Annotated in this window: 20 protein-coding genes; 1 reads left to right on the top strand and 19 read right to left on the bottom strand. The window is 67.2% G+C overall.

Annotation, left to right across the window (positions count from 1 at the left end):
* Positions 1–5: 5 nt before the first annotated feature.
* The 18 genes from fadD32 to ACWFRF_RS11675 all read right to left on the bottom strand — a co-directional run bounded on the left by fadD32 (position 6) and on the right by ACWFRF_RS11675 (position 21,120).
* A complete protein-coding gene (gene fadD32, locus ACWFRF_RS11760; protein WP_452449869.1) occupies positions 6–1,916 on the bottom strand; it encodes a long-chain-fatty-acid--AMP ligase FadD32 in 1,911 nt (636 codons plus the stop codon).
* Positions 1,917–2,097: 181 nt separating this feature from the next.
* Positions 2,098–3,117, bottom strand: a complete 1,020-nt coding sequence (locus ACWFRF_RS11755; RefSeq protein ID WP_378638012.1) for an LLM class F420-dependent oxidoreductase — start codon at positions 3,115–3,117, stop codon at positions 2,098–2,100.
* A 140-nt stretch (positions 3,118–3,257) separates the two neighbouring features.
* Entirely contained in the window at positions 3,258–4,250 is a 993-nt protein-coding gene (locus tag ACWFRF_RS11750) for a cutinase family protein (RefSeq protein ID WP_378989553.1), read from the bottom strand.
* Positions 4,244–4,747 carry a DUF732 domain-containing protein gene (locus ACWFRF_RS11745; RefSeq protein ID WP_378989498.1) on the bottom strand — a complete coding sequence of 168 codons (504 nt, stop codon included), beginning with the start codon at positions 4,745–4,747 and terminating at the stop codon, positions 4,244–4,246. The genes ACWFRF_RS11750 and ACWFRF_RS11745 overlap by 7 nt, the downstream gene beginning before the upstream one ends.
* Before the next feature lie 113 nt (positions 4,748–4,860).
* A complete protein-coding gene (locus tag ACWFRF_RS11740; protein WP_387445966.1) occupies positions 4,861–6,654 on the bottom strand; it encodes an alpha/beta hydrolase-fold protein in 1,794 nt (597 codons plus the stop codon).
* 203 nt (positions 6,655–6,857) lie between these two features.
* A complete protein-coding gene (locus ACWFRF_RS11735) occupies positions 6,858–7,862 on the bottom strand; it encodes an alpha/beta hydrolase (protein WP_378989495.1) in 1,005 nt (334 codons plus the stop codon).
* Between the two features lie 298 nt (positions 7,863–8,160).
* Entirely contained in the window at positions 8,161–9,222 is a 1,062-nt protein-coding gene (locus tag ACWFRF_RS11730; RefSeq protein WP_452449866.1) for an alpha/beta hydrolase, read from the bottom strand.
* Between the two features lie 301 nt (positions 9,223–9,523).
* Positions 9,524–10,594: an alpha/beta hydrolase gene (locus tag ACWFRF_RS11725; protein WP_378637999.1), complete on the bottom strand. Its 1,071-nt coding sequence runs from the start codon at positions 10,592–10,594 to the stop codon at positions 9,524–9,526.
* A gap of 233 nt (positions 10,595–10,827) precedes the next feature.
* Positions 10,828–12,723, bottom strand: a complete 1,896-nt coding sequence (gene zomB, locus ACWFRF_RS11720; RefSeq protein WP_452449864.1) for a flagellar motor control protein ZomB — start codon at positions 12,721–12,723, stop codon at positions 10,828–10,830.
* 4 nt (positions 12,724–12,727) lie between these two features.
* Entirely contained in the window at positions 12,728–13,660 is a 933-nt protein-coding gene (locus tag ACWFRF_RS11715; RefSeq protein ID WP_378989492.1) for a decaprenyl-phosphate phosphoribosyltransferase, read from the bottom strand.
* A gap of 26 nt (positions 13,661–13,686) precedes the next feature.
* The gene (locus ACWFRF_RS11710) at positions 13,687–14,199 is read right to left on the bottom strand and encodes a phosphatase PAP2 family protein (protein WP_364403367.1); all 513 of its coding nucleotides are present in this window, start codon (positions 14,197–14,199) and stop codon (positions 13,687–13,689) included.
* A 74-nt stretch (positions 14,200–14,273) separates the two neighbouring features.
* The gene (locus ACWFRF_RS11705; protein ID WP_378989552.1) at positions 14,274–16,184 is read right to left on the bottom strand and encodes a glycosyltransferase; all 1,911 of its coding nucleotides are present in this window, start codon (positions 16,182–16,184) and stop codon (positions 14,274–14,276) included.
* 8 nt (positions 16,185–16,192) lie between these two features.
* Positions 16,193–17,431, bottom strand: coding sequence for a UDP-galactopyranose mutase (glf, locus tag ACWFRF_RS11700; protein ID WP_378989491.1), 1,239 nt, complete (start codon positions 17,429–17,431; stop codon positions 16,193–16,195).
* Positions 17,432–17,702: 271 nt separating this feature from the next.
* Complete coding sequence (locus tag ACWFRF_RS11695) at positions 17,703–18,356, bottom strand: hypothetical protein (RefSeq protein ID WP_452449863.1); 654 nt, start codon at positions 18,354–18,356, stop codon at positions 17,703–17,705.
* 91 nt (positions 18,357–18,447) lie between these two features.
* On the bottom strand, positions 18,448–18,993 hold the full coding sequence (locus ACWFRF_RS11690; protein WP_452449861.1) for a hypothetical protein: 546 nt from the start codon (positions 18,991–18,993) through the stop codon (positions 18,448–18,450).
* A 79-nt stretch (positions 18,994–19,072) separates the two neighbouring features.
* A complete protein-coding gene (locus tag ACWFRF_RS11685) occupies positions 19,073–19,483 on the bottom strand; it encodes a hypothetical protein (protein ID WP_452449859.1) in 411 nt (136 codons plus the stop codon).
* A 111-nt stretch (positions 19,484–19,594) separates the two neighbouring features.
* Positions 19,595–20,353, bottom strand: coding sequence for a MerR family transcriptional regulator (locus ACWFRF_RS11680; protein ID WP_452449858.1), 759 nt, complete (start codon positions 20,351–20,353; stop codon positions 19,595–19,597).
* 56 nt (positions 20,354–20,409) lie between these two features.
* A complete protein-coding gene (locus ACWFRF_RS11675; RefSeq protein WP_452449857.1) occupies positions 20,410–21,120 on the bottom strand; it encodes an SDR family NAD(P)-dependent oxidoreductase in 711 nt (236 codons plus the stop codon).
* A gap of 103 nt (positions 21,121–21,223) precedes the next feature.
* Here ACWFRF_RS11675 and ACWFRF_RS11670 point away from each other — a divergent pair, with 103 nt between their 5' ends.
* Entirely contained in the window at positions 21,224–21,850 is a 627-nt protein-coding gene (locus ACWFRF_RS11670; RefSeq protein WP_378989485.1) for a TetR/AcrR family transcriptional regulator, read from the top strand.
* Positions 21,851–21,862: 12 nt separating this feature from the next.
* Here ACWFRF_RS11670 and ACWFRF_RS11665 read toward each other — a convergent pair whose 3' ends face one another.
* Positions 21,863–22,879 (bottom strand): EamA family transporter, encoded by a 1,017-nt coding sequence (locus tag ACWFRF_RS11665; protein WP_452449854.1) that lies wholly within the window; start codon positions 22,877–22,879, stop codon positions 21,863–21,865.
* Between the last annotated feature and the right edge of the window lie 71 nt (positions 22,880–22,950).

Here is a 22,950-nt window from a genome sequence, read left to right as displayed (position 1 = left end):
CCGAATTACTCTTCCGGTGCATCGGGGAAAGCCTGCTGGGTGTAACCACCGCGCAGCGTTCCCTCGAGGTAGGCGGCCTTGCAGGCGCGCCGGGCGATCTTGCCGCTGGAGGTCCGCGGGATGGAACCCGCGGGGACCAGCAGGATGTCACGAGCGGTCACGCCATGACGCATCGAGACCGCGGCACGCACCGCGTCGGCGATCGGGCCGGGATCGGCCTTACCGGCGCCGGGGCCACGTTCGGCCACGACCACCAGCTGCTCGGACGCGTCGTCGACGTCGAACTTCAGGCCGGAATGGCTGTCGGCGGCGAAGACCTCGGCGGGCAGCTGGTTGGCAGGCACCGCGAAGGCCGCGACGAAACCGGGACGCAGCGCCTTGGAGGCCTCCTGTGCGGAGTACTCCAGGTCCTGCGGGTAGTGGTTGCGACCGTCGACGATCACCAGGTCCTTCACGCGACCGGTGATGTAGAGCTCGCCCTCGAAGTACACGCCGAAGTCGCCGGTGCGCATCCAGTCGGCATCGGGATCGGTGCCGTCGGTGTGCCCACCTTCGATGGGCTCGGTGACCTTGTTGCGGAACGCCTTGGTGGACTCGGCGGGGCGACCCCAGTAACCGATGCCCATGTTGTTGCCGTGCAGCCAGATCTCGCCGACCCGACCGTCGGGCAGCTCGCGACCCTGCGCGGTGTCCGCCGATTCGGGATCGATGATCGCGGCCCACTGCGACAGCCCGACGTAACCACACGACACCTGCGCGATGGCGGTCTCGTCGGACTGGTCGACGCGCACCATGCGGCCCGCGTTGAGCTCGTTGCGGTCGACGTAGACGTACTTGGCCTCGTCCTCGGCGCGGGTGGCCGAGACGAACAACGTGGCCTCGGCCATGCCGTAGCAGGGCTTGATCGCGGTCTTGGGCAGACCGTACGGCGCGAACGCCTCGTTGAACTTCTTCATCGAGGAGACCGTCACCGGCTCGGACCCGTTGATCAGGCCGATCACGTTCGACAGGTCCAGCGACTCGCCCGCCTTGGGCACACCACGCGCGGCGGCGTGCTCGAACGCGAAGTTCGGCGCGGCCGCGAACGTGCCCGCACCGTCGGAGACGGCGGCCAGCTCGTTGATCCAGCGCGAGGGACGACGCACGAACGCACTCGGCGACATGATGGTGATGAACTTGCCGCCGACCGCGGGCAGGATCACCGTGAGCAGGCCCATGTCGTGGAACAGCGGGAGCCAGGTGACGCCGCGCGAGTTCTCGTTCATGTTCAGCGAGTTGATCATCTGCAGCAGGTTGGTGCCGACCGCGCGGTGGGTGATCTCCACACCGGCGGGCACCCGGGTGGAACCCGAGGTGTACTGCAGGTAGGCGATGTCGTCGATCGCGGTGTCGGGGCGCACCCAGGAGTCACCGAGGGTGTCCGGGATCGCGTCGACGGCGATGATGCGCGGGCGCTGCGCGGCGGGCAGCGAGCGGAAGAACTGGCGCACACCGGCGGCCGAGGAGGTCGCGGTGAGGATCGCCGAGGGCTCACAATCACCGAGGACAGCGTGCAGGCGGTCGGTGTGACCCGGCTCGTCGGGATCGAACAGCGGCACCGAGATGGTGCCGGCGTAGATCGCCGCGAAGAAGGAGATCACGTAATCCAGGCCCTGCGGCGCGAGGATCGCAACCCGGTCGCCCGGGTTGGTCACCTGTTGCAGGCGAGCGGCCACCGCGCGCAGCCGTACTCCGAACTCCTGCCAGGTCAGCTCGTGCACCTCGCCGTCGCGTTCCCGCGAATAGTCGATGTAGCGGTACGCGAGCGTATTCGCATCGTTACGGGTGTGCTTCTCGACGTGATCGACCAGGGTCCGACCCTCGGGAATGTTGATATTCCCGGTTGCGTCCAGGTAGTCGTCGAAAGTCTCTTCCATTCCTTCTTCTCCTTGCGAGGACGCGATGACAAGCTCTGCGGCCTCGACTCGCTATATCGCCACCGGCCGTCGAACTCACACGAACGTGCGTCGACAACCTGCGGATTTTCGAGCGGTCTGCGCGGTGACCGCTATCGGCTAGATGTTCTCAAACCAGAGTCATGTTACAGAGAGCCCCCGCTCAGTCCTCCCGCAGCAGCGGAATGACAGGCGCGAATGCGTCCATCTGGGTGGGGAAGATGCCCACATACGACATCGAAGTGAGTTGGCGCACACGCTTGACCTGTTCGGCGATTTCCTCGAACGTGCCGATCGCGATGTAGGGCGAGCTCAGGATTTCCTCGACGGTCAGTTCGACGTCGACTTCGAGGTCGGGATGCAGGCCGCGTTCGATCGCGCGCAGCGCCATCTCGGCGGTCTTCTCCCGGTCGTCGGTGATGACGATGGCGGTGATGGCCCAGTTCAGTTCGATATCGGCGAACCGGTCACCGGCAGCGGCCTTGACGATGTTGACCTTCTCGATCGTCTTCTCGAGGGTAATGCCCGAGAGCAGGCCCTTGCCGTTCTTGGTGGTCTGCGGGACGACCGAGACGATATCGGCGTGCTTGGCCGCCAGCGCCAGCATCTTCGGACCGCCGCCACCGGTACACAGCGGCGGGCGCGGGCCCTGCCGAGGGCGCGGCGTGCCCTTGATGCCGCGCACCTGGTAGTGCTTGCCCTCGAAATTGCACTCCTGGCCGCGCAGCAGCGTGTCCAGGATGGTCAGCGACTCGTCGAGCTTCTCCAGCCGGATGCCGGGACGCTCGAACGCGATGCCCGCGTTGTCGAACTCTTCCTTGATCCAGCCCGCGCCGACGCCGACCTCGAGGCGCCCCTTGGACAGGACGTCGAGGGTGGCCAGCTCCTTGGCGACCACGACCGGATGACGTAAACCATTGGCCAGCACCGAGGTGCCGAGGCGGATCTTGGAGGTGGCCTGCGTGAGTGCGCCCAGCGCGGCGATCGGGCCGATCTGATCGCCCAGGTGATCAGGAACGAAGAAGGTGTCGTAACCCATCTCTTCGGCTTCCTGCGCCGTCTGAACGAACTTGCGCGCGCCACCTTCCTGCTTGTTGCCCTCTCCGGCCGCTCCGAAGCGGAACGGACGCAGCGGCGTACCCAGCGCGGTCAACTCACCGACGGGTGCGGCAGCTTCGGTCATGAACTCTTCGCTCCTGGCTGGTGTGTACTCGGGCGCAATTCCCAGCGCACTTTACAGCGTGTGAGCGATCCGGCGTGCGGATGTCACAGCGAGGCATGATCCATGGCAATCACGCCCCCACTGTGACTGTGACAACTCCGTCAGGAATGGGGCGGATGTGGCGCGTTCTCGATGAGCCCCGCGGCCCAATTCACCGTCCATTGAGTGGCCGTTGTGCCGTTGCCGTCCACCGTGTTCGAGGCGTACAGCGCGTGCACCGGGTTACCCGCCGAGCGGATCAGCGCCGCGAGACTGCCCAGCGCGTTGGCCGGATTGAGCGCCTGGCGCGGCGCGTCGCAGATCATGTCGCCGGGCGCGCAGAGGGAGTTCACCTTCGGTGCCAGCGTGCCGAAACCGCCGGGCCGCGGCCCGGTCATGCTGATGCCTGGCACGTTGACGCCCTTGAGCGCCACCTCGGCGCCCTCGCCGGCGGGCGGCGGATCACCGATCTCGGTGGGCTGCCCCGGGCCGGTCGCGGTGCGGCGGCCGTCGGCGATCACTGTCACGCCGAGCACGTTGGCCTCCGGGATCGGGCCGTTGCCCGCGCCGATCTGGGCGGCCACGTCACCGGCGATCACCGCGCCCTGGGAGAAGCCCGCGATGACGAAGTTCGTCAACGGGCATTCCTTGTGGCGCTGAGCCAGCACGTCGGTAGCGCGCGCGGTGCCTTCGGTGCGGCTGTTGTTGTAGGAAGCCTGACCGTCGGGCGGGAACGCGATCGGGTTCGAGAACTGCGCCACGTACGGAACCGTGTACACCTCGAGCCGGTTGTCCGGGAACTGCGCGCGCAGTGGCCCGGACACGCTGAGCATCAACGAGATCGGGTTCGCCTGCGGGTTGTACGGATCGTCGGCGCTCGACGACTCCCAGGTGCCCGGGATCGAGAGCAGCATCACATCGGGGCAATCGGCCGACTGCGACGTCGGCGGCGGCGGGCCGGGCGGCGTCGGCCCCGGCTCCTTCAACCGGCCCGCGAGCAGGTACCAGAGCAGCACGATGACGATGATCGCCAGCACGAGCAGCGCCAGCACGGTCAAGCACCCCGCAGGCCAGAACCTGCGGGTGCGTCGCGTCGGTCGGGGCGTCACTAGCAGTAGGTGGAGTTCGCGGCAGCGATGTAGATCTGTGCTGCCTTGTTGACGTCCATCTTCGAGGCGTCGAAGGACGGGTCGGTGCCCGCCATCGCCGCGACGAAGGTGGCCACGTCGGCGTCACTGGCACCGGTGCCCTTGGTGGAACAGATGTAGGTCGCCGTGGTGATCGCGGTCGTCTGGTCGCCCGGGGTGATCCCGTTCTTGGCCAGCTCGTCCAGGAACGCCTTGTCCTTGCCGGTCGCGGGTGCGGCGGCGCTGGTCTGCGGGAGGGGCGTCGGCTCCTCGGCGGGCGCACTGGTCTCCGGCGCGGTGCTCGACGGGGCCTCGGCCGGCGGCTCGATGACCACGGGCGGCGTCGTCGTCGACTTCGCGGCCGCGCTGGTGGACAGGGTGGGCGTCTGCGACGCGGTCGAGTCGTTGCCGCCACAGGCGGACAACAGGGCGACGGCAGCCAGGGCCGCGACCGATCCGGCTACCGTGCCAGGGATCCGATGCATGAAGATGTCTTTCCTCGATCGTTCGTCAGGGAAGCGGTCGCAGACCAGGCTAGCCGGAGGATCGGCACTGCCGGGCACTGCGCGGCGAAGCTCAGAGAGTTCTCAGCCCGAGATCACACCCCGTGGACTTCGGATTTGCCGTCTCGCACCACGATGAACCCGGTCTGAAAGTTCTGCTGGATTCCGCCGGGAACGGTGAACTCGTCGCTCACCGGATACCCGAGCCTGCCGTTCTCGAACCCCTGCGCGCCCCAGGCGTCGGCGAGCGCGCCGTTGCGCACCGACCAGGCGCCCGAGAGCGGGCTCCAATAGATGTTGCCGCCCTCGAACCGGCTGAATCGGCCGAGATCCTTCAGCGGCGCCTCCTCGGCGACCGGGAAACCGAGCGGGCTGTTCTCGAAGCCGAGCTGGCTGTACTTGTCCAGGACGAAGCCCTGCACCCGGTGTGCGCCGGTGGCCGGGCTGTAGAACATCGGACCGTGTTCGAAGGCCTGTACCGAGCCGTCACGGCTGGGTGTGCGCGCCTCGGCGGCCACCGGGTAACCGGCGGGACCGCCCTCGAAACCCTGCTTGCCCCACTCCTCGAGGAACGCGCCGCGCATCACCTGCGCGCCGGTCTGCGGGGTCCAGTAGATCGAGCCGCCTTCGAAGGTCTGCATGCGCCCACGCCCGTCGGGCAGGCCGTGCTCGTCGCCGGTGGGCATGCCGAGCGGCGAGGCCGGTCCGCCGATACCGGCGTAGGTGCCGCCGATGCGCCCGCCCACCGCGTGCGTGCCCGCCGCCGCGGAATGGAACACCCGGCCGTTCGGGAAGTCCTGCACCATTCCGGTGCCCGCCGGGTATTCGGCGGTGAGGCAGTTACCCAGCCAGTTCGCCGCCTGCGCGACCCCGGCGATCGCCCCGCCCAGCGTGCAGGTGGCGCCGCCGGGATCGGTCCCGAGCGCCGCGGCGGCCTGCGACCACGACTGACGCATCTCGAAATCCCAGTACGGCCAGGTATGGGTGCCCGCGGGCCGGTAGTTCGCCTGCACCGGGATCGCCAGCTTCTCCAGCTTGGCGACGAAATTCTGGGTCGACAGGCGCGAGAGGATCTCCAGGCCGGTACCCGCCCAGTTCTCGCTCATCAACGGCACTTCGCCGAGCTGATCGTGCGAGCCGGCCAGGCCGCTGCCGCTGGAGACGTACATGCTCACGCCTTTGAGCTTGTCGGCCAGCAGGTACGGGTCGTGCGCCTCCCATTCGGGGCTGCCGGGCGGGCCCCACATCGCGCCCGCGTCGAAACCGCCCGCGTCCTTGTTGGCGAAGGTGATCGCCTGCGGCATGCCGAGTGTCGTCGTGGTGAGCAGGCCCGAGTACGAGGCCACGTATTTCATCAGCCCCGGATTGCGGCCCGCGAGGTTCATCGCCGCCGTGCCGCCCATCGAAAGTCCTTGTACGCCACGCACATCCGTGGTTCGCCAGTCCCGTTCCAGGATCGGCGGGAGTTCCTTGGTCAGGAAGGTCTCCCACTTGTAGGTGAAGCCGTTGTCGGGCGCGAGCCAGTCGGAGTACCAGCTCGACTGACCACCCACCGGCAGCACCACATTGACGTTCTTGTCGGCGTAGAAACCCTCGGCGTCGGCGTCTTTGGTCCAGCCGTTCTCGTCGTCCTGCGCGCGCAGACCGTCGAGCATGAGCATCATCGGGAACTTCGCGTCGGGGCGCACATTCCAGTCCCGCGCCAACAGCATCTGCACCTGGATCGGGGTCTTCATGGCGGCCGAGTACACCCACAGCGCCACCCGCCGATCCGAGAGCCAGTCCACCCGCTGCACCGCCGACACCGCGGGTTGCGCCTGCGCCGGAACGGTGATCGTCGGCGCGAGCAGCGCCGCCGCCATGGCCGCGATGCCGAGGATCCGCCGCATCGGCGCTGAAACACTATGAACCGAGACACGATGTTTCATCACACGCGACCCTCCTCATCCCGGAATTGGGACACAGCATCACCGTCGGTTGTACCGCAATAACGAGCGATAACTGGGGAGGACACGCGAGCCGCGTGCGCAGCAAAAAGACCGGCCCACCCTGGGGGTGAGCCGGTCTTCGAGTTGTTGCTGAGCGGAAACTACTAGGCGCCCAGTGCATTCAGGATGTGCGGACGCGCCTTCCACAGCTCGTCTTCCCAGTACTTCCACGAGTGGGTACCGGCGGCACCGACGTCGTAGACGGCGTTGATGCCGAGGGTGTTGAGGCGACGCTGGAACGCGAGCGTGCTCACGAACGAGATGGCCTCGATGCCCATCGCGTTGGCGGTGTTGTAGGCACCGCCGAGGCCGGCCGGCTTGTCGTGCTGGGCGGGCAGGCCGTTGGCCGAGGAGATGAACAGCGGCAGGCCGCGCAGCTCGGGGGCGAACACCATCGGGTCCATCCGCAGCCACGCCGAGCTCCACGGCGCGGCCATGGCGTCGACGTTGAAACGGCCCGCGTCGAGCATCATCACGCGGATGGCCTCACGCATGCCGGGGGCACCCCAGTTCAGCGGGCCCGAGAGCGAGGACGCGTGCTTGAACTGATCGCGGTTCAGCGCGGCGAGGCGCAGCGCGGCCGGACCCGACATCGACAGGCCGAGCACCGCGTTGTTCGAGCGGGACACGCCGTAGCCCTCGAGGAAGGCCGGGAGCTCTTCGGTCAGGAAGGTCTCCCACTTGTAGGTGGTCTTCTGGCCGTTGGTGTTGCTGGCGGCGGTCCAGTCGGCGTACCAGCTGGACTGGCCACCGACCGGCATCACCAGGGTGACGTTGTCGTTGCTGAACTGCTGCATCGCGTTGGTCTCGAACGACCAGGCGTTGCGGTCGTCACGGGCACGAAGGCCGTCGAGCAGGTAGAGCGCGGCGTTGCCGCCGTTGCGCGCCCACTGCACCTGGACCTTCACCGGGCCCATCTTCGAGGGCACCATGAGTTCTTCGTAGCCACCGGCCGGTGCGCGCAACACGGGTGCCGACACCGATGGTGCGGCAAGCGCGGTCGGGGCCGCTCCCGCGGCGATCGGCAGCACAAGGGCTGCAGCGCCGACAGCTAGAATTCGATTACGCCAACCACGAGATGCCGGCGCGACGGCCTTGCCGAAACGCATGTGAATTCCGCTCTCTTTCTGCTGTTATGGCATGCCAGCCTCGTCTGCCGTCCTCGACGCGGCCCCGACAGCCCGGTCGATCAGACGGATGAAACAACGATCTGGTCACACTTACGCTCGCTGGAGGATATTCCACGCACGAATTAACTGCAAGGCCAACAGAAGTCGGCTGTGAAATGCCCGTATGGGCGGCGTGTCGGGCTGGCCCGATCAACCCTGGTAGACGGACGTGGCGAGGGGTCAGCGGGAGAAAAGAAACGCCCGGCGCAGTTATGCGCCGGGCGTTTCCGGAGATCGGCTAGCCGATGTTGTTCGACAAATCCGGGATCATCCGCAGTGCTTCGTCATTCCAGTTGTTCCAGGCGTGGATGCCGAAGGCCGGGAAAGAGTAGGTGACGTTACGGGCGCCCAGCGTCGCCATCCTGACTTCGAAAGCCTTGGTGTTGGCCAGCGCCAAGGCTTCCAGCGCCATCCCGTTGACGGTGCCCATGTTCGGGCCGTCGGTACTCGTCGGCAAGCCTGAGCCGGCCGCTATCCACAGCCGGGTGTTGTTGCCCACCAGGTTGGGGGCGAACACGAACGGGTCCATCCGCAGCCACTGTGGGCCCCACGGCGGTGCCATGGAGTCCACGTTGTAGCCGCCCGCGTCGAGCATCGCGAGCCGGATGGCCTCGCGCATGCCGGGCGCCGAGATGTTCAGGTACCCCGAATACGCACCGGCGAAGGAGAATTGGTCCGGGTGGTAGGCGGCCAGCGTCAGCGCGGCCGAGCCGCCCATCGACAGGCCGAACACGCCGTTGCGGAAGCGGTTGAAGCCGAGGCGGTCGGCGAGCGCGTTGCGCAGATCGCCGGTGAGGAACGATTCCCACTGATAGCGGTAGCTCTTGCCCGGTCCACCGGCCAGCGCGTTGCCCGCGCCGGAACCCGACGACGGCGCACCGTTGCCCGCGATACCGAAGAAATCGCTCGGCGCGTTCCAGTCGGCGTAGAAGCTCGACATGCCGCCGACGGGCATCACCACATTGATATTCGCCGCGGCGAGCGCGTTGGGGATATCGGTTTCGATCTCCCAGCCGTTGAGCGTCTCCGGTGCGCGCATGCCGTCGAGGACGTAGACGACACGGCTGGTATTGCCGTCGGCGGCGCGCAGCACGCGCGACTTGATCGGACCCATCCCGGAATCGACCCAGAAATCGAAGGCATTGCCGTTGAAGCCGGCCGAGGCGGGGGCGATTCCTCCGGTGACGGCCGTCGCGATCGGAACGAGCAGAGCCATGGATACGCCCGCGGCCCAGCGCCGAGCCCACGAACCAGGGGCTGCGGTCTTCACGGGCCTACGCTTGCGGCGCAGTGTTCGCATTCGACTAGACCTTTCTCGCAGACCGAACGCGCAAATCCCGAGCTACGCAGTCGGATCCCTCATCGGACGTCGAGAGAAACCAATCCAGGGCAAAACGGACGATTCAACCTCGACGCATGCTCACTGTGTATAAATCGGTGACGAATGGTCTACATGTTGCTGGAAAGTGACCCAGAGCACAACTCCCGGTGATCTGTCGCACATGATTCGTCACCGCCTGTGGCTCGGATCGTGACGAAAACGAAGAAAACCGCCCGGCGCTGACGAGGCACCGGGCGGTTTTCGGGTGGAGCTGGAGTGACTAGCCGATGTTCGCGGACAGGTCCGGGATCATGCGGTTGACTTCGGTCTCCCAGTTGCGCCAGTTGTGCACGCCGGTGATCGGGAAGTCGAAGTGGGCGTTGCCGCCACCGAGGGTGGCCATCCGGACCTGGAACGCGCGGCTGTTCACCATCGCGAGCAGCTCCAGCGGGACGCCCTGGACGATCTCCATCGGGTTGGACACGTCACCGGCGCCGGGGATACCGCTGGCCGCGGAGACCCAGATGCGGGTGCCGTTGCCGACCAGGCGCGGGGCGAAGACGAACGGGTCCATGTGGAACCACTGCTGGCCCCACGGCGGCGCCATCGCGTCGATGTTGAACGCGCCCGCCGAGACCATCGCCACGCGCATGGCTTCACGCATACCGGGTGCCGAGATGTTCAGGTACCCGGAGAACGAGCCCGCGAAGCTGAACTGGTCGGGGTGGTAGGCGGCCAGCGTCAGCGCGGCGGAGCCACCCATCGACAGACCGAACACGCCGTTGTTGTTGGGGTTGAAGCCCAAGCGCGCCGACAGCGCGTTGCGCAGGTGGCTCGTGAGGAAGGTTTCCCACTTGTAGGTGTTCTTCTTGCCCGCCACCTGGGTGGGCGCGACCGACGAACCGGTCATCGCCGAACCGGTCGCCGCCGAACCGGTGGAGCTACCACCCGAACCGGCGTCGAGGCCGAAGAAGCTGCTCGGCGCGTTCCAGTCGGCATAGAAGCTGGACTGGCCACCGACCGGCATCACGACGTTGATGTTGGCGTCCATCAGCGCGCGGGCGACATTGGTGTCTTTCTCCCAGCCGCTGAGGTCGTCGCCCGCACGCATACCGTCGAGCGCGTACACGACCCGATTGGTGTTGCCATCGGCCGCGCGGAAGATCCGCGACTTGATCGGGCCCATCTCCGAGTCGACCCAGAAGTCGAAACCTGTGGGATCGAAGGCCGCCGTCGCGGTGCCGGTGGGACCGGCCACAGCCGCACCGATCGGCAGCACTACAGCCAGGGAGAGAAGCACCGATCGTTTGAGCCAGCCGGCTCCCCGGGCTCTGAGACGTCCGCCACGCATTCTGTTATGGGCCTTTCCTCATGCGGTTCGCGCGGAACCGCGGTTGCAATGACCGCCGACTAGTTACCGGCACACCAGTGCGCCGACGGGCCGTTCCTCCAGTGACCATATCGCTACATACATAGCTTGGCGTTACCGAAAAGTGATTTAGCGGCGAACACCACTAAATAAGGCCTGGCCAGCCGGTGTGTGTCATAGGTCGACGGGTATCGATACCGACCGGCCGGGCCTGTTCAGCGTGGGGGCTCCGGGAAAGGATCAACCAGCCCACAACGCTGGATCTCGTACTTGGGCACCCGGTCGATCCGGTATTTCGAGAAGGCGAGGGCATTGCGGAAGTTGTGCTTGAACCGGTCCAGGGTGAGCGGTTCGCGCACAGAGATCATCAGCGCCTGGGTCTGCGGGCACGACATCGCCGTGCGCGCCTGGGTGACCCATTTCTCGTCCATGTACCAGGGCATCCACGGGTGGATGTCGACCATGCCCGAGTCCGCCACGACCCAGTCCGGCAGCAGGCTCTTGTCGTGGCCGATGCGGCCGTCAGCGAGCCGGTCCGAGTGCGCGGCCAGCGGATAGGCCAGGCCCATCGGGTCGATCACGCGGACGTCCAGCGGCACGTTCATGCTCGTCATGCCCAGGTTCAGGAAGTAGACCGTGTGCCCGGAACCCTCCTCGGGGATCGGCTCCGGCGGCGGGTCGAGGTACCAGAACGTGAACGCGGGCGAGTTCAGCAGCAGGCCGCCCTTGGGGTTGGCGGCGATGTCGTTGACCATGGCCCGCATACGCGGGTAGTCGAGGTAGTCCTCGGCCAGGATCGGGTGGTCGCGGCCGGTGTTGAGGACGTAGTAGATGCGCTCGTCGACGATGCCCGACGAGCGGATCTTCGTGCCGGTCGTGATCGCCGTCGTGTTCGACGCGTACAGCGACCAGCCCGCGGTGCCGAGCAGCGCGATCAACAGCAGTCCGACAGACCAGTCGCTGCGCCGCGATCGCACCGGAATCGGGACCACGGCCACCGGCAACAGCAGCAGGAACAGCTGGGTGAGCAGCATCCGCCCGTGCATGAAGTCGCCGCCGACGCGCACCGCGTACACGGTGAGCAGCAGACCGCTGCCGAGCACCATCACCACGACCGCGCTCGGCGAACGCAGCCACGCACGCAGGCCCGCCACCGAGAACGGCGGCAGCGCGAAGCCGCGCGCGACCCCGGCCACCACACCGGCGATCAGCAGCACGAGCAGCGGAATCCACAGGTAGTACGGACCGACGAGGTCCCACAGGTAGATGGCGCCCTGCCCCCATTTGGCCCCGCCCGCGTCCTTGGCGACCGCGGTGTTCGGGTAGGGCAGGCCGTAGTAGCCCATTCGCCAGATCTGGTACCCCACCGGCACGATCCCGGCGACGAACACGATCAGCGCCCGCAGCGCGATCGGCCCGAACCGGAACGCGGGCATCGGCGCCAGGAAGATCATCCCGAGCGCGAGCACGCCGATCAGCGTGGCCTCGGGACGAACCAGCGGCGCGAGCCCGGCCAGGAACACCAGGCCCAACAGGCTCGGCACGCGGACGACGGCGGCCTGACTCCAGCGGATCATCAACCACCACAGCAGCCCGACCCAGCAGATCACCAGGCCGCTCTCCAGCCCGGAGGTCGCGTAGTCACGCGCGGGCGGAAGCGCGATGTAGACCAGCACACCGGCCGGGATCAGCAACTGACCGCTGGTTCCGCCCCACAGCCGCGCGGTGCCGAGCATCGCGAACACCACCGCGAGCACCGAGACCACCAGCGCCACCCCGAGCACCACGTACTCGAGGCGGGCCTGGGTGAGCCAGGAGAAGAACCAGACCAGGTAGGTCCACGCGGTGCTGGTGTTCGCCTCGACCCGCTCGTCGGCATTGAAGACCGGGCCGTTGCCCGCGAGCAGGTTGCGGACCGTGCGCAGCACGATCAGGCCGTCATCGGCGATCCAGCGCCGCTGCCACGCACCCACCGTGAACAGCGCGGCGGTGATGACCACCCCACCGACGAAGATGGCGCGGGACAGAACCGAGGAACGCGCGTCAGGACGCGGCGACTCGTCGTCGCGTAGCTGCTCGTCTTCGGTTGAATCCTGCTCCGCTACCAACATCTCGTCAGGTGAGATAGACAGCGACACCTACCGCTCCGATCCAGGCAATAGCGAGGAACTGCAGGATGCGGTCCCCCAACGCGATCTCTTCGGGTTCACCGGCCTCGCCACCATCGACGTCGACCGCGTAACGCAGGATTGCGATGGTAAACGGGATCATCGAGATCGAGTACCACTGGGTGTCTCGAGCCGAGTCCTGCTGGAAGGCCCAGAGGCCGTAGAAGACCACGACCGCGGTGGCCGCGAGCGTCCAGATGAAGCGCAGGTAGGTCGGGGTGTAGTACTCGAGCGACTTGCGGATCTTGGCGCCGGTGTCGAGCGCGATCGCCAGTTCGGCGTACCGCTTGCCCGCGGCCATGAACAGCGAGCCGAACGCCATGATCAGCAGGAACCACTGCGACAGCGCGATTCCGGCCGCCGCGCCACCGGCGACGGCGCGCAGCAGGAAGCCCGAGGACACGATGCAGATATCGAGCACGGCCTGGTGCTTGAGCCCGAGGCAGTAGGCCAGCTGGATGCCGATGTAGATCGCCATCACCACGGCCAGGTGCCACGATGCCAGGAACGAACCGGCGATCGAACCGATCAGCAGCACCGCCGACAGCGCGTAAGCCAGGTTGACAGGAACGACGCCCGCCGCGATCGGCCGGAACCGCTTGGTCGGGTGCGCCCGGTCGGCGTCGACGTCGAGCGAGTCGTTGACCAGGTAGATGCCCGAGGCCGCCATGCAGAACACGATGAACGCGATCGCGACATGCACGAGCACACCCGCATCGCCCACCGCTTCCGGCCCGACGGCGAGCGGTGCGGCGAGCACCAGGACGTTCTTGACCCACTGACGTGGGCGCATGGCCTTGATGACACCACCGAGCAGCGTCTTCGGCGGGCCCTTCACAGCACCCTCGTCAAGGACGGCGGCGGACGGTTCTTCGCTCATCTGGGCCAAAGTTCTTTCAGTTGCGGTCACTGTCGGAGTCTCTTTTCGGCGGCTAGCACGGCAGCAGCCGACGCGGCCCCCAAAGCGGAACCGGCGATCACGTCGGAAGGGTAATGCACCCCGAGTACAACTCGGGACAGCAGCATCGGTGGGACGATCACCGCTGGCAAGGGTAGCCCGGTCAGCCGCCCGAGCAACACCGCCGCGGCCGTGGTGGACGTGGCGTGCGAGGACGGGAAGCTCAGCTTGCTCGGCGTCGACACGTTGACCTGCACCGACGGATCGTTGGGGCGCGGGCGGCGAACGATCCGCTTGATCACGATGGACGCGGCGTGCGCGCCGACCGCGCCGACCGCGACACCGGCCCACTGGCGGCGGCGCGGCTTGTCGACCAGCCAGCCCGCGGCGGCGATGCCGACCCAGCCGAGCGCGTGCTCGCCGAAGTGCGACATGCCGCGCGCGGCGGAGACGACGGCCGGGTTGCTGCCGATGGTGCCCTGCACGGCGTTGAGGATCGCGACCTCGACCGGGACCTCCACGTAGTCGCCGCTGCAATCGCAGCCGCCGCAGCAGCCTTCCTCGGCCAGCTCGAGCTCGGGCAGTTCGGTGTCGGTCACTTCGCGGTTCCGTTCAGGCCGAAGGTCTTCTCCCACGCCGCCGTGCTGGTGAGCTCGGCGTGCGCGGCCCGGTAGCGCTGCTGCATCTCCGGGAAGCGGGCGGTGAGTTCCTTGCGCAGGCGCATGGCTTCCTTGAGCAGGTCGCGGGCCTGGCGCGGGTCGCGCTTGCGGTAGACGACGCCGCGGCCGTCAGCGGTGGTCACGGTGACGCCGTCGACCTGCGAGAGCAGGTACCAGCGCGCGTCCAGCGTCGGCACGTTGAGCTGCGGCGTCTCGTAGGCGGCCGGATCGGCCTTGCGGAAGTTGTGCACCACGCCCTTGGCCAGGCGCGCGACCTTGGCGATGGGGTTGCCCGGTTCGCCGACCGCGCCGACGCCGTGGCGGTTGGCCAGCGGCAGTTCGGTGGACGAGGGCACGACCACGGCGTCCGGGAACTCCTTGCGCATGCCGTGGATCTTGCCCAGCGCGGTGGGGAGCAGGTCGAACAGACCCTCGGGACCGGCCAGGAAGTCGCGGATCGCCTCGTTCTGGATGGCGACCGTGGAGTACTCCAGGCACAGCAGGTGCTTGAGGGTGGCCTTGATCGTGTTCACGATCATCGGCTTGCCGTCGCCGGGCAGGTGCAGGGACGCGACCACGAGGCGGTTGCGCAGGTGGAAGTAGGCCTGCCAGTCGATGGCGTCGTCCTTGTCGGACCAGGCCATGTGCCACACCGCCGCACCCGGCAGGGTGATGGTCGGGTAGCCGGCTTCGCGGGCGCGCAGGCCGTACTCGACGTCGTCCCACTTGAGGAACAGCGGCAGCGGCTGACCGATCTGTTCGGCGACCTGACGCGGGATCACGCAGGTCCACCAGCCGTTGAAGTCGACGTCGATGCGCCGGTGCAGCAGCTTGGAGTTGTCGCGGTCCTTGAGCGGGTACTTCGAGAAGTCGTGGTCGTATTCGACATTCGGCGCCGAGGACCACATGAAGATCCCGCGGTCGACGACCTCGCCCATGCTGTGCAGATGCGAACGCTCCTGCAGGTTCAGCATCTGCCCGCCGACCAGCAGCGGCGACTTCGCGAACCGGGAGAACGCGAGGGCGCGCAGGATGGAGTCGGGCTCGATCTCGATGTCGTCGTCCATGTAGACGATGTACTCGGCGTCGGTCTTGAGTGCCTCGTACATGACCCGGCTGTATCCGCCGGAACCACCGAGGTTGGGCTGATCGCAGATCGAGAGCCGATCGCCGAGGGTCGCGGCGGCTTCGGTGAAGCCGGGCTCGTCGACCACCTTGCGGTTGCCCTGGTCCGCGACGATCACCGCGGCGATGTTGCCGAGCACCAACGGATCCGAGCCGAGCGCACCGAGCGTCTTGACCAGGTCGGTGGGGCGGTTGAAGGTGGGCATACCGACCGCGATCGAGCCGGTGCCCGCCGCTTCCTGCGGTGCGTACCAACCGCCGGACAGCAGCGTGACGGCCGTGTCGGTGGTGATGTCGAACCAGATCCAGCCGCCGTCTTCGAACGGGCCCAGATCGGTCTCGAATTCCACGACCACCGAGTCCGCGCCTTGTGCGACGGCGAACTCCTTGCCCTGCACGTGAATTCGCGAACCGTCGGCCTTGGACCGGTAGACGTCGGCGCGGCCGTGCCCGGCCAGTTCCAGGCGAAGGACCACCGACTTCAGCACGCTCCAGCGACGCCAGTAGCTGGCGGGCAGCGCGTTGAAGTAGGTGCAGAACGACACCTCCGACTCCGCGCCGATCGACAGCGCGGTGCGGCTGGTGGCGTGCGCGCGACGGGCGTTGGTGGTGGACTCCTCCAGGTAGAGGGTCCGCACGTCGAGGGGCTCACCCGGCCGCGGCAGGATGACCCGCTGCAGCAGCGAGATGGCGCGAGTTTCGGTGGTCACGTCTTCGAGCATGGCTTTCGTCACGCCTCGTCCACCAATGCCGCGCCGGATTCCAGGTGCGGACGCAGCACGTTCTCGAACATGCTCAGCGCCGAACCGATCGCCATGTGCATGTCCAGGTACTGGTAGGTCCCCAGACGGCCGCCGAACAGCACCTTCTTCTCGGCGGTCTCCTGCTTGGCCCGCTCGCGGTAGGCCAGCAGCTTGGCGCGGTCCTCGGGGGTGTTGATCGGGTAGTACGGCTCGTCGCCGGTCTGCGCGAAGCGGGAGAACTCGCGCATGATGACCGTCTTGTCGGTCGGGTAGTCGCGCTCGGGGTGGAAGTGGCGCGGCTCGATGATGCGGGTGAACGGGACGTCGGCGTCGTTGTAGTTCATGACGCTGGTGCCCTGGTAGTCGCCGGTCTCGAGGACTTCGGTCTCGAAGTCGATGGTGCGCCAGCCCAATTCGCCCTCGGCGTAGTCGAAGTAGTGGTCCAGCGGGCCCGTGTAGACGACCGGTGCTTCCGGGTTGGCCGCGACGATCTCGTCACGCACGTCGAACCAGTCGGTGTTCACCCTGACCTCGATGAGGTCGGAGGCAGCCATGTTCTCCAGCCACTTCGTGTAGCCGTTCTTGGGCAGACCCTCGTAGGTGTCGTTGAAGTAGCGGTTGTCGAAGGTGTAGCGCACCGGCAGGCGGGTGATGTTGCCCGCGGGCAGTTCCTTCGGGTCGGTCTGCCACTGCTTGGCGGTGTAGTCGCGGATGAACGCCTCGTAGAGCGGGCGGCCGATCAACGAGATCGCCTTCTCCTCGAGGTTCTGCGCGTCGGCGGATTCGACCTCGGCGGCCTGCTCGGCGATGAGCTTGCGAGCCTCTTCCGGGGTGAAGTAGCGGCCGAAGAACTGCGAGATCATGCCGAGGCCCATCGGCAGCGGGTACGCCTGACCCTTGTGCAGCCCGAACACCCGGTGCTGGTACCCGGTGAACTCGGTGAACTGGGTGACGTAGTCCCAGACCTTCTTGTTCGACGTGTGGAACAGGTGGGCGCCGTACTTGTGGATCTCGATACCGGTTTCCGGTTCGGGTTCGGAGTAGGCGTTGCCACCCAGGTGGTAGCGGCGGTCGATCACCAATACCCGCTTGCCCAGCACGTTCGCTGCACGCTCGGCGACGGTCAGCCCGAAGAAACCGGAGCCGACCACGATCAGGTCGTACTGGTTTGCCGGGGCATTGGAATCTGCGTTGACGGAGTTACCCGAGGACGATGCGGCGGTCACGGGTGCCCAGCGTATCGGAAGACCACCGTTTGTCCCGGCGGAGTCTCCGACCACGCCTTGACCAGGGCCGATTCATCCCAGATGAAAGCGAGCCTGCCCCGAGTCCACCGTCAGTGCCCCTGAGGCGGGTATCTGCCGGGTCGTCCGGCACGGATCCAGCGGCCGGTAGATGCCTCGCGTAGGGGTCGTAGCCCTGCTGTGGGCAGTCCGGCTACCCCGCGAATCCTCTCCTGCCGGCCATCACTGCCGGTCGAACAGCTGGCGTCGACCGTCAGTACTGCGGGTAATGCTGATAGCCGCTCGGCCGCCCTGCCCGGATCCAGCGGCCCGTGGACGGAGCGGCCGCCAGAACCAGGATCAGCAGGGGGATGATGCTGGTGATTATCCCGCCGACCAGGGTGACCGTCGGCTCTTCCGACCCGGTCGAGACCGCCGCTACGATCGATATCGCGCTGAAGATCAGGGCAAGCGTGGACAGCAGGATGAGGATCACCCGGCCCGCGGTCTTACGGCGGAACAGCAGAATCGCGCCGAGCAACCACAGCAGGCCCACCGCGGCACCGATCAGCAGGCTGACGGTCGCCGCGGATCGAACCTCGTCCCCGGCGGCACTTCCGGTGTTCTCGCCGAACAGGATCGCCGCGGCGATACCGAGGCCGGCCAGTGCGAGCAGTGACAGCAGCAGTGAGATGACCGCGGCGGTGATCGCCGTGCCGCCGCCCGCTCGCGGCTCACCGTAGCCCGGGGCGTACGGATAGGGCGCGGCGCCGTAAGCCGGTGCGCCATAACCGTTTTGGACGGGTGCGCCGTAGGGTTGCGGATAGCCCGGCTGACCGCCGTACGGGTCGGGTCCGTAACCGGGTTGCGCATACCCCTGCCCCGCATACGGGTCGTGACCCTGCTGTGGACCGTACGGATACCCCATCGTGTTCCCCCTCCTGGCGAGCTGTCCCTGAAGCCGCTAACTCGTTTCCCGGCCTCGCAGCACCCTCCACGGCAATGCTGACCTGCTGAAACTATACGTTCGGTCCGGCAACATCGTCCGGGCGAGCGAGTGTGTAGGCCGCGGTCCACGGCAGTGCCGCGGACAACAGCACGAGCCCACCGAACAGCGCGCCCGAAAGTGCCGCCGCCCAACTGTGATTCACGATCGCCGTCACCGCGCCGGGTACCCCGCCGAGGCCGGTCGCAATCGAGCGGATGACGGGTTCGTCGGCGAACCAGTGGATTCCGTACCCGGAGTCGTAGTTCACGAGCGCGGCGAGCAGGCCGAGCGCCCCGAGGGCGAACTGCGCGCCGGCGGCGACCACGATCACCCAGCGCCCGGTGTCGTCCCTGCGCGCCAGCAGCAGGCCGCCGTAAGCGAACGCGAACATCGACACCAGCCCGCCGAGCGTGGCGAACAGCGTGAGCGAGTCGTCGAGTTCGCCCGGATCGCTCAGGAACGACCGCACGAGAACCACCGCACCCACCAGATTCGCCGCGGCGGCGATCCCCGCGAGGCACCCGGCGACGATCGCCGCCACCTCACCGCTCTTCGACTTCGTCTCCAGCACGACCATCCCCCGACCGTAGCGCCATCAGCCGCGACGTACCGAGTTCGAGAAGCACGCGCGTCGAGCCGACCGCCACCGCTACGCCCTATCGCGTGATGGTCCAGCGCCGCGTCGGCTCACTCAGGTTGAGCGCGAGGATCACCACGTTGAGCGCCAGCCACGCGTCCAGCGGCCCGAACCGCCAGCCGTGACCGGCCCCGTTGAGCACGACGACCAGCAACGTCGCCCCCGCCATCACCGCGGCCATGGTGAGCAGCATTCGCCTGCCGAGCATCCGCCGACGCAACAGCAGCACCGCCCCGAGCAGATACACCACCCCGAGCCCGCCGACGATCCCCGCGCCCACGTAGTCGAGGTCGATCTCGCGCCCGAGCACCCGGAGTACGGCGGTCGCCGTGCCGACGAAGATTCCCGCCGCGCCGACCAGCACCCCGAGCCAGCCCGCGATCAGCGCGGTCACCGCACGCGAAGGCCGCTCCGGCCGCACCTGTTCCACCACTGCCCCCGCTATTTCTCGACGTCGCCGTCAGTTATACGGCGCGACGCCCGATCGAGCACGGTGTGGGCGATTGTCACCTCACTACCCGATCGTGCGCCCGTCAACCGCTCAGGCGGGATGAGCTGCGACGTAAGCCCGGAAGGCTTCGAGGATGTACTCGGCCACGCCCTGGCCGTGCACGTCGTAGTTGCCCCGGAAGCGAGGGTCGGCGACGTACATTTCACCGAGGCCGAGCAGGTATTCGTTCGATACCGCCTTGCCCTGCGTGCCGACGCCGAGCCAGGCGCGATGCCGGGTGACGATCGCCTGGACGACGTCGCCTTCCACGGGAAGTCCTGCGGTGAAGGACTTTCCGAAGTCGGTGGCGATGTCGAGCTGGGTCTGCTGGAAGCCCTTCTTCTCGGCCTCGGTCAGCGAACGCCACCAGCGATCGCCGCTCTCGTAGGCCTCCTTACCCCAACGCTCGGTGACTTCGTCCTTGTACTGCGTGTGGTCGAAACCATCGAAAACCTCTGCGGCCATGAGTGGTTCACCTCTTTCCGTCTTGTGCAGAGTGGTCGACACCGATTCGATCTGTCGCGCCACCCGATCTTGCTGCTGCCGAAGCAGTGCCAGATGGGTGCGCAGCGCACCGGCGGTGTCCTGTTCCCCGGCGAGGACCTCGGCGATCACGGGAAGGCCGAGGCCGAGTTCGCGCAGCAGCAGAATTCGCTGCAGCCGAACAAGAGAGGTCTGGTCGTAGTAGCGATAGCCGTTGGCCCCGATCCGGCTCGGCTCCAACAGCCCGAGCTGCCCGTAGTGGCGCAACGTACGACTGGTGGTTCCCGCGGCCTTCGCGAGGTCCTGAATGGACCATTCACCCACCATGACCTGCTCCCTTTCTCGTCGGTCCCTCCACTCTGCAGGTTGACGCTACGTCAAGGTCAAGACGCGAAGCCGACTTCGACCTCCACCGTGTCGCGCTCGGTGTACATGCGCCACAACCGCGCGCCCAGCTCGGCATTATCGATCCGCGGCAGCACCAGTCCGGGGGGCACGAGGTCGGGATTCGCGTCGATGACCGACTGGACCGCGCTGTTCTCGATGAGCGAGCCGATGGCGAACAGCCCGACATAGACGCCGGTGCCGTCCACTTCGCGTGCCAGCTGCCGCACGTAGGCGCGCTGGGCCCCCAACGCGACCCCGACATTGGCCAGGTAGGGCTGCAAATACTCCTCGGAGGCGCCGGAGGTGAACAGCAGCGTGCCACTGCCGCGGGCGAGCATCGCGGGCAGCAGGGCGCGAGTGAGCAGGATCGGCGAGTGCACCTTGAGCGCGATCGGCAGGGCGAGGGACGGCAGGTCGACGTCGATGGTCGTGGCGCTGCGCACCGACATGTCGGCGGCCGCCGCATGCAGCGCGACGTCGATCGGCCCCAGCTTCTCCTCGACCCGGCCGATCACGTCGAGCACTTGCGCGGGATCGGTGACGTCGGCGATGAACGGTTCGGCGTCGATGCCCTCCGCCCGCAGCGCCGCGGCGCGTTCTACCGGGTCGCGTCCGATCACCGCGATCCGAAAACCGTTGCGGCCGAAGTGTCGTGCTGTCCCGGCGCCGAGTCCTGGTCCGTAGCCGAAGATCGCGAGCGTACTCATCAGATACCCCTAAGTTGAGTGTTGGTTCAAGTTATGCCGAACGTAGCACTAAGTTGAACCCATGCTCAAGATATTTCGGACACCGGATTTGTAGGATCAGCGGATGCCCGAGGACAAGCCGTTGCGCAGTGACGCCGAACGCAACCGCGTCGCGCTGGTGACGGCAGCCCGCGAGATCTTCGAAGAACGCGGGCTCGACGCTCCGCTCAAGGACATCGCCGCCCACGCGGGCGTCGCGATCGGCACCCTCTACAACCGCTTCCCCACCCGCGACGCACTGATCGCCGCCGCCGTGGCCGACCGGCTGGAAGCGGGCGGCCGGGTCGCCGAACAGGCACTCGACATCACCGACCCGTGGGAGTCGTTCGTCTTCCTGGTCGAGAAGATCTGCGAACTCCAGGCGTCCGACCGCATTCTCGGCGACCTCGCGCTGCGAAATCCCCCCAGCGCCGCCGTCGAACGCGCACGCGAATACGGCCACAGCCTCATGCGCCGCATCATCGTCCGCGCCCAGCAAGCCGGCGCCCTTCGCCCGGACTGGACCCTCGAGGACATCGCCTTCATCACCTGGTCCCACATCAGCGTTCTCGCCGCCACCAGCACCGTCGCCCCCGACCTCTGGCGACGCAATCTCGCCCTCATCTTCGACGGCCTACGCGCGAAAGCCGCGCACCCCCTGCCGGTTCCGGCCCTCACCGAGGACCAGTTGATGCAGGCGATGCGCGGCTGACCTGATCAGCGTTCAGACCCGAACCGGCGCTGGAATCAGCTTCGGTGCCCCCGAATTCACGGCCGACTCGGCATCGCCGCGCCGCCCGGCCGGATCCGGCACCGCATCCGCAGGCGAATCCTGTTCTCCCGCAACATCTCCAACGGGGACGCCGACAGACTTGGACGGCATCTGCCCGAAGACGGTCGCCGCGAGCGCGACGCCGAGACCGACGATCTGCAGCGCGGTCAGCGCCTGACCCAGCGCGATCCAGCCGATCACCGCGGCCGACACCGGACTGAGCAGACCGAGGAAGGACACCGAAGTCGCAGGCACCCGCGAGATTCCGCGGACCCACAGCCAGTAGGCCAGCGCGGTGCCGATGATGCCGAGGTACAGGTAGCCGCCGACGGCTTCTCCGTCGAGCGCGGGCGGCGCGCCTTCGATCAGCAGGGCGAGCGGCACGATGAACAGCCCGCCCGCGGTGAGCTGCCACCCGGTCATCGCCAGCGGGCCGACACCGTCGGGACGCCCCCACTTCTTGGTGAGCACAGTTCCCGCGCCCATCGAGGCCGCACCGGCGAGACCGGCGACCACACCGAGGAGATCGAGCTCAGCGCTGCCGCGGAGCACGACCAGCGAGACACCGAACACCCCGACGACACCCGCGATCACCTTGCGCCGCGTCGGCGCTTCGGCCAGCAGCACCGCCGCGAATCCGAGCGCGAACATCGGCGCCACCGCGCCGAGGACCCCGGCGACACCACCCGGCAGCCGGTACGCGGCCAGGAACAGCAGCGGGAAGAACGCGCCGATATTGAGCACGCCGAGCACCGCGGCCCGACCCAGCCACTTGCCGTGCGGCAGCACCCTGGTGAGCGCGAGCAAGATCAATCCGGCGGGGAGCGCGCGCATGAGCGCCGTGAACAGCGGCCGGTCCGGGGGCAGGAATTCCGTGGTCACCGCGTAGGTGGAGCCCCACACGATCGGGGTGAGAGCCGTGAGCGCGAGGGTGCCCACGTAGCCGGTGGGGCGGGTTGCGGTCGTCATGTTCACTCCTGATTGATAATCTCAACGTTGAAATATCTACCCGCCTAGGTATCTCTGCGTCAAGTAGATGA

The sequence above is a fragment of the Nocardia sp. NPDC055165 genome (assembly GCF_053606985.1).
This window is presented reverse-complemented; position numbering and strand designations above follow the sequence as displayed.

Excerpts from the sequence above, each read along its gene's own strand:
- fadD32 (WP_452449869.1), bottom strand. The coding sequence starts at position 1,916 with ATGGAAGAGACTTTCGACGACTACCTGGACGCAACCGGGAATATCAAC.
- ACWFRF_RS11755 (WP_378638012.1), bottom strand. The coding sequence starts at position 3,117 with ATGACCGAAGCTGCCGCACCCGTCGGTGAGTTGACCGCGCTGGGTACG.
- ACWFRF_RS11745 (WP_378989498.1), bottom strand. The coding sequence starts at position 4,747 with ATGCATCGGATCCCTGGCACGGTAGCCGGATCGGTCGCGGCCCTGGCT.
- ACWFRF_RS11740 (WP_387445966.1), bottom strand. The coding sequence starts at position 6,654 with ATGCGGCGGATCCTCGGCATCGCGGCCATGGCGGCGGCGCTGCTCGCG.
- ACWFRF_RS11735 (WP_378989495.1), bottom strand. The coding sequence starts at position 7,862 with ATGCGTTTCGGCAAGGCCGTCGCGCCGGCATCTCGTGGTTGGCGTAAT.
- ACWFRF_RS11730 (WP_452449866.1), bottom strand. The coding sequence starts at position 9,222 with ATGCGAACACTGCGCCGCAAGCGTAGGCCCGTGAAGACCGCAGCCCCT.
- ACWFRF_RS11725 (WP_378637999.1), bottom strand. The coding sequence starts at position 10,594 with ATGCGTGGCGGACGTCTCAGAGCCCGGGGAGCCGGCTGGCTCAAACGA.
- zomB (WP_452449864.1), bottom strand. The coding sequence starts at position 12,723 with ATGTTGGTAGCGGAGCAGGATTCAACCGAAGACGAGCAGCTACGCGAC.
- ACWFRF_RS11715 (WP_378989492.1), bottom strand. The coding sequence starts at position 13,660 with ATGAGCGAAGAACCGTCCGCCGCCGTCCTTGACGAGGGTGCTGTGAAG.
- ACWFRF_RS11705 (WP_378989552.1), bottom strand. The coding sequence starts at position 16,184 with ATGCTCGAAGACGTGACCACCGAAACTCGCGCCATCTCGCTGCTGCAG.
- ACWFRF_RS11695 (WP_452449863.1), bottom strand. The coding sequence starts at position 18,356 with ATGGGGTATCCGTACGGTCCACAGCAGGGTCACGACCCGTATGCGGGG.
- ACWFRF_RS11690 (WP_452449861.1), bottom strand. The coding sequence starts at position 18,993 with ATGGTCGTGCTGGAGACGAAGTCGAAGAGCGGTGAGGTGGCGGCGATC.
- ACWFRF_RS11680 (WP_452449858.1), bottom strand. The coding sequence starts at position 20,353 with ATGGTGGGTGAATGGTCCATTCAGGACCTCGCGAAGGCCGCGGGAACC.
- ACWFRF_RS11675 (WP_452449857.1), bottom strand. The coding sequence starts at position 21,120 with ATGAGTACGCTCGCGATCTTCGGCTACGGACCAGGACTCGGCGCCGGG.
- ACWFRF_RS11670 (WP_378989485.1), top strand. The coding sequence starts at position 21,224 with ATGCCCGAGGACAAGCCGTTGCGCAGTGACGCCGAACGCAACCGCGTC.
- ACWFRF_RS11665 (WP_452449854.1), bottom strand. The coding sequence starts at position 22,879 with ATGACGACCGCAACCCGCCCCACCGGCTACGTGGGCACCCTCGCGCTC.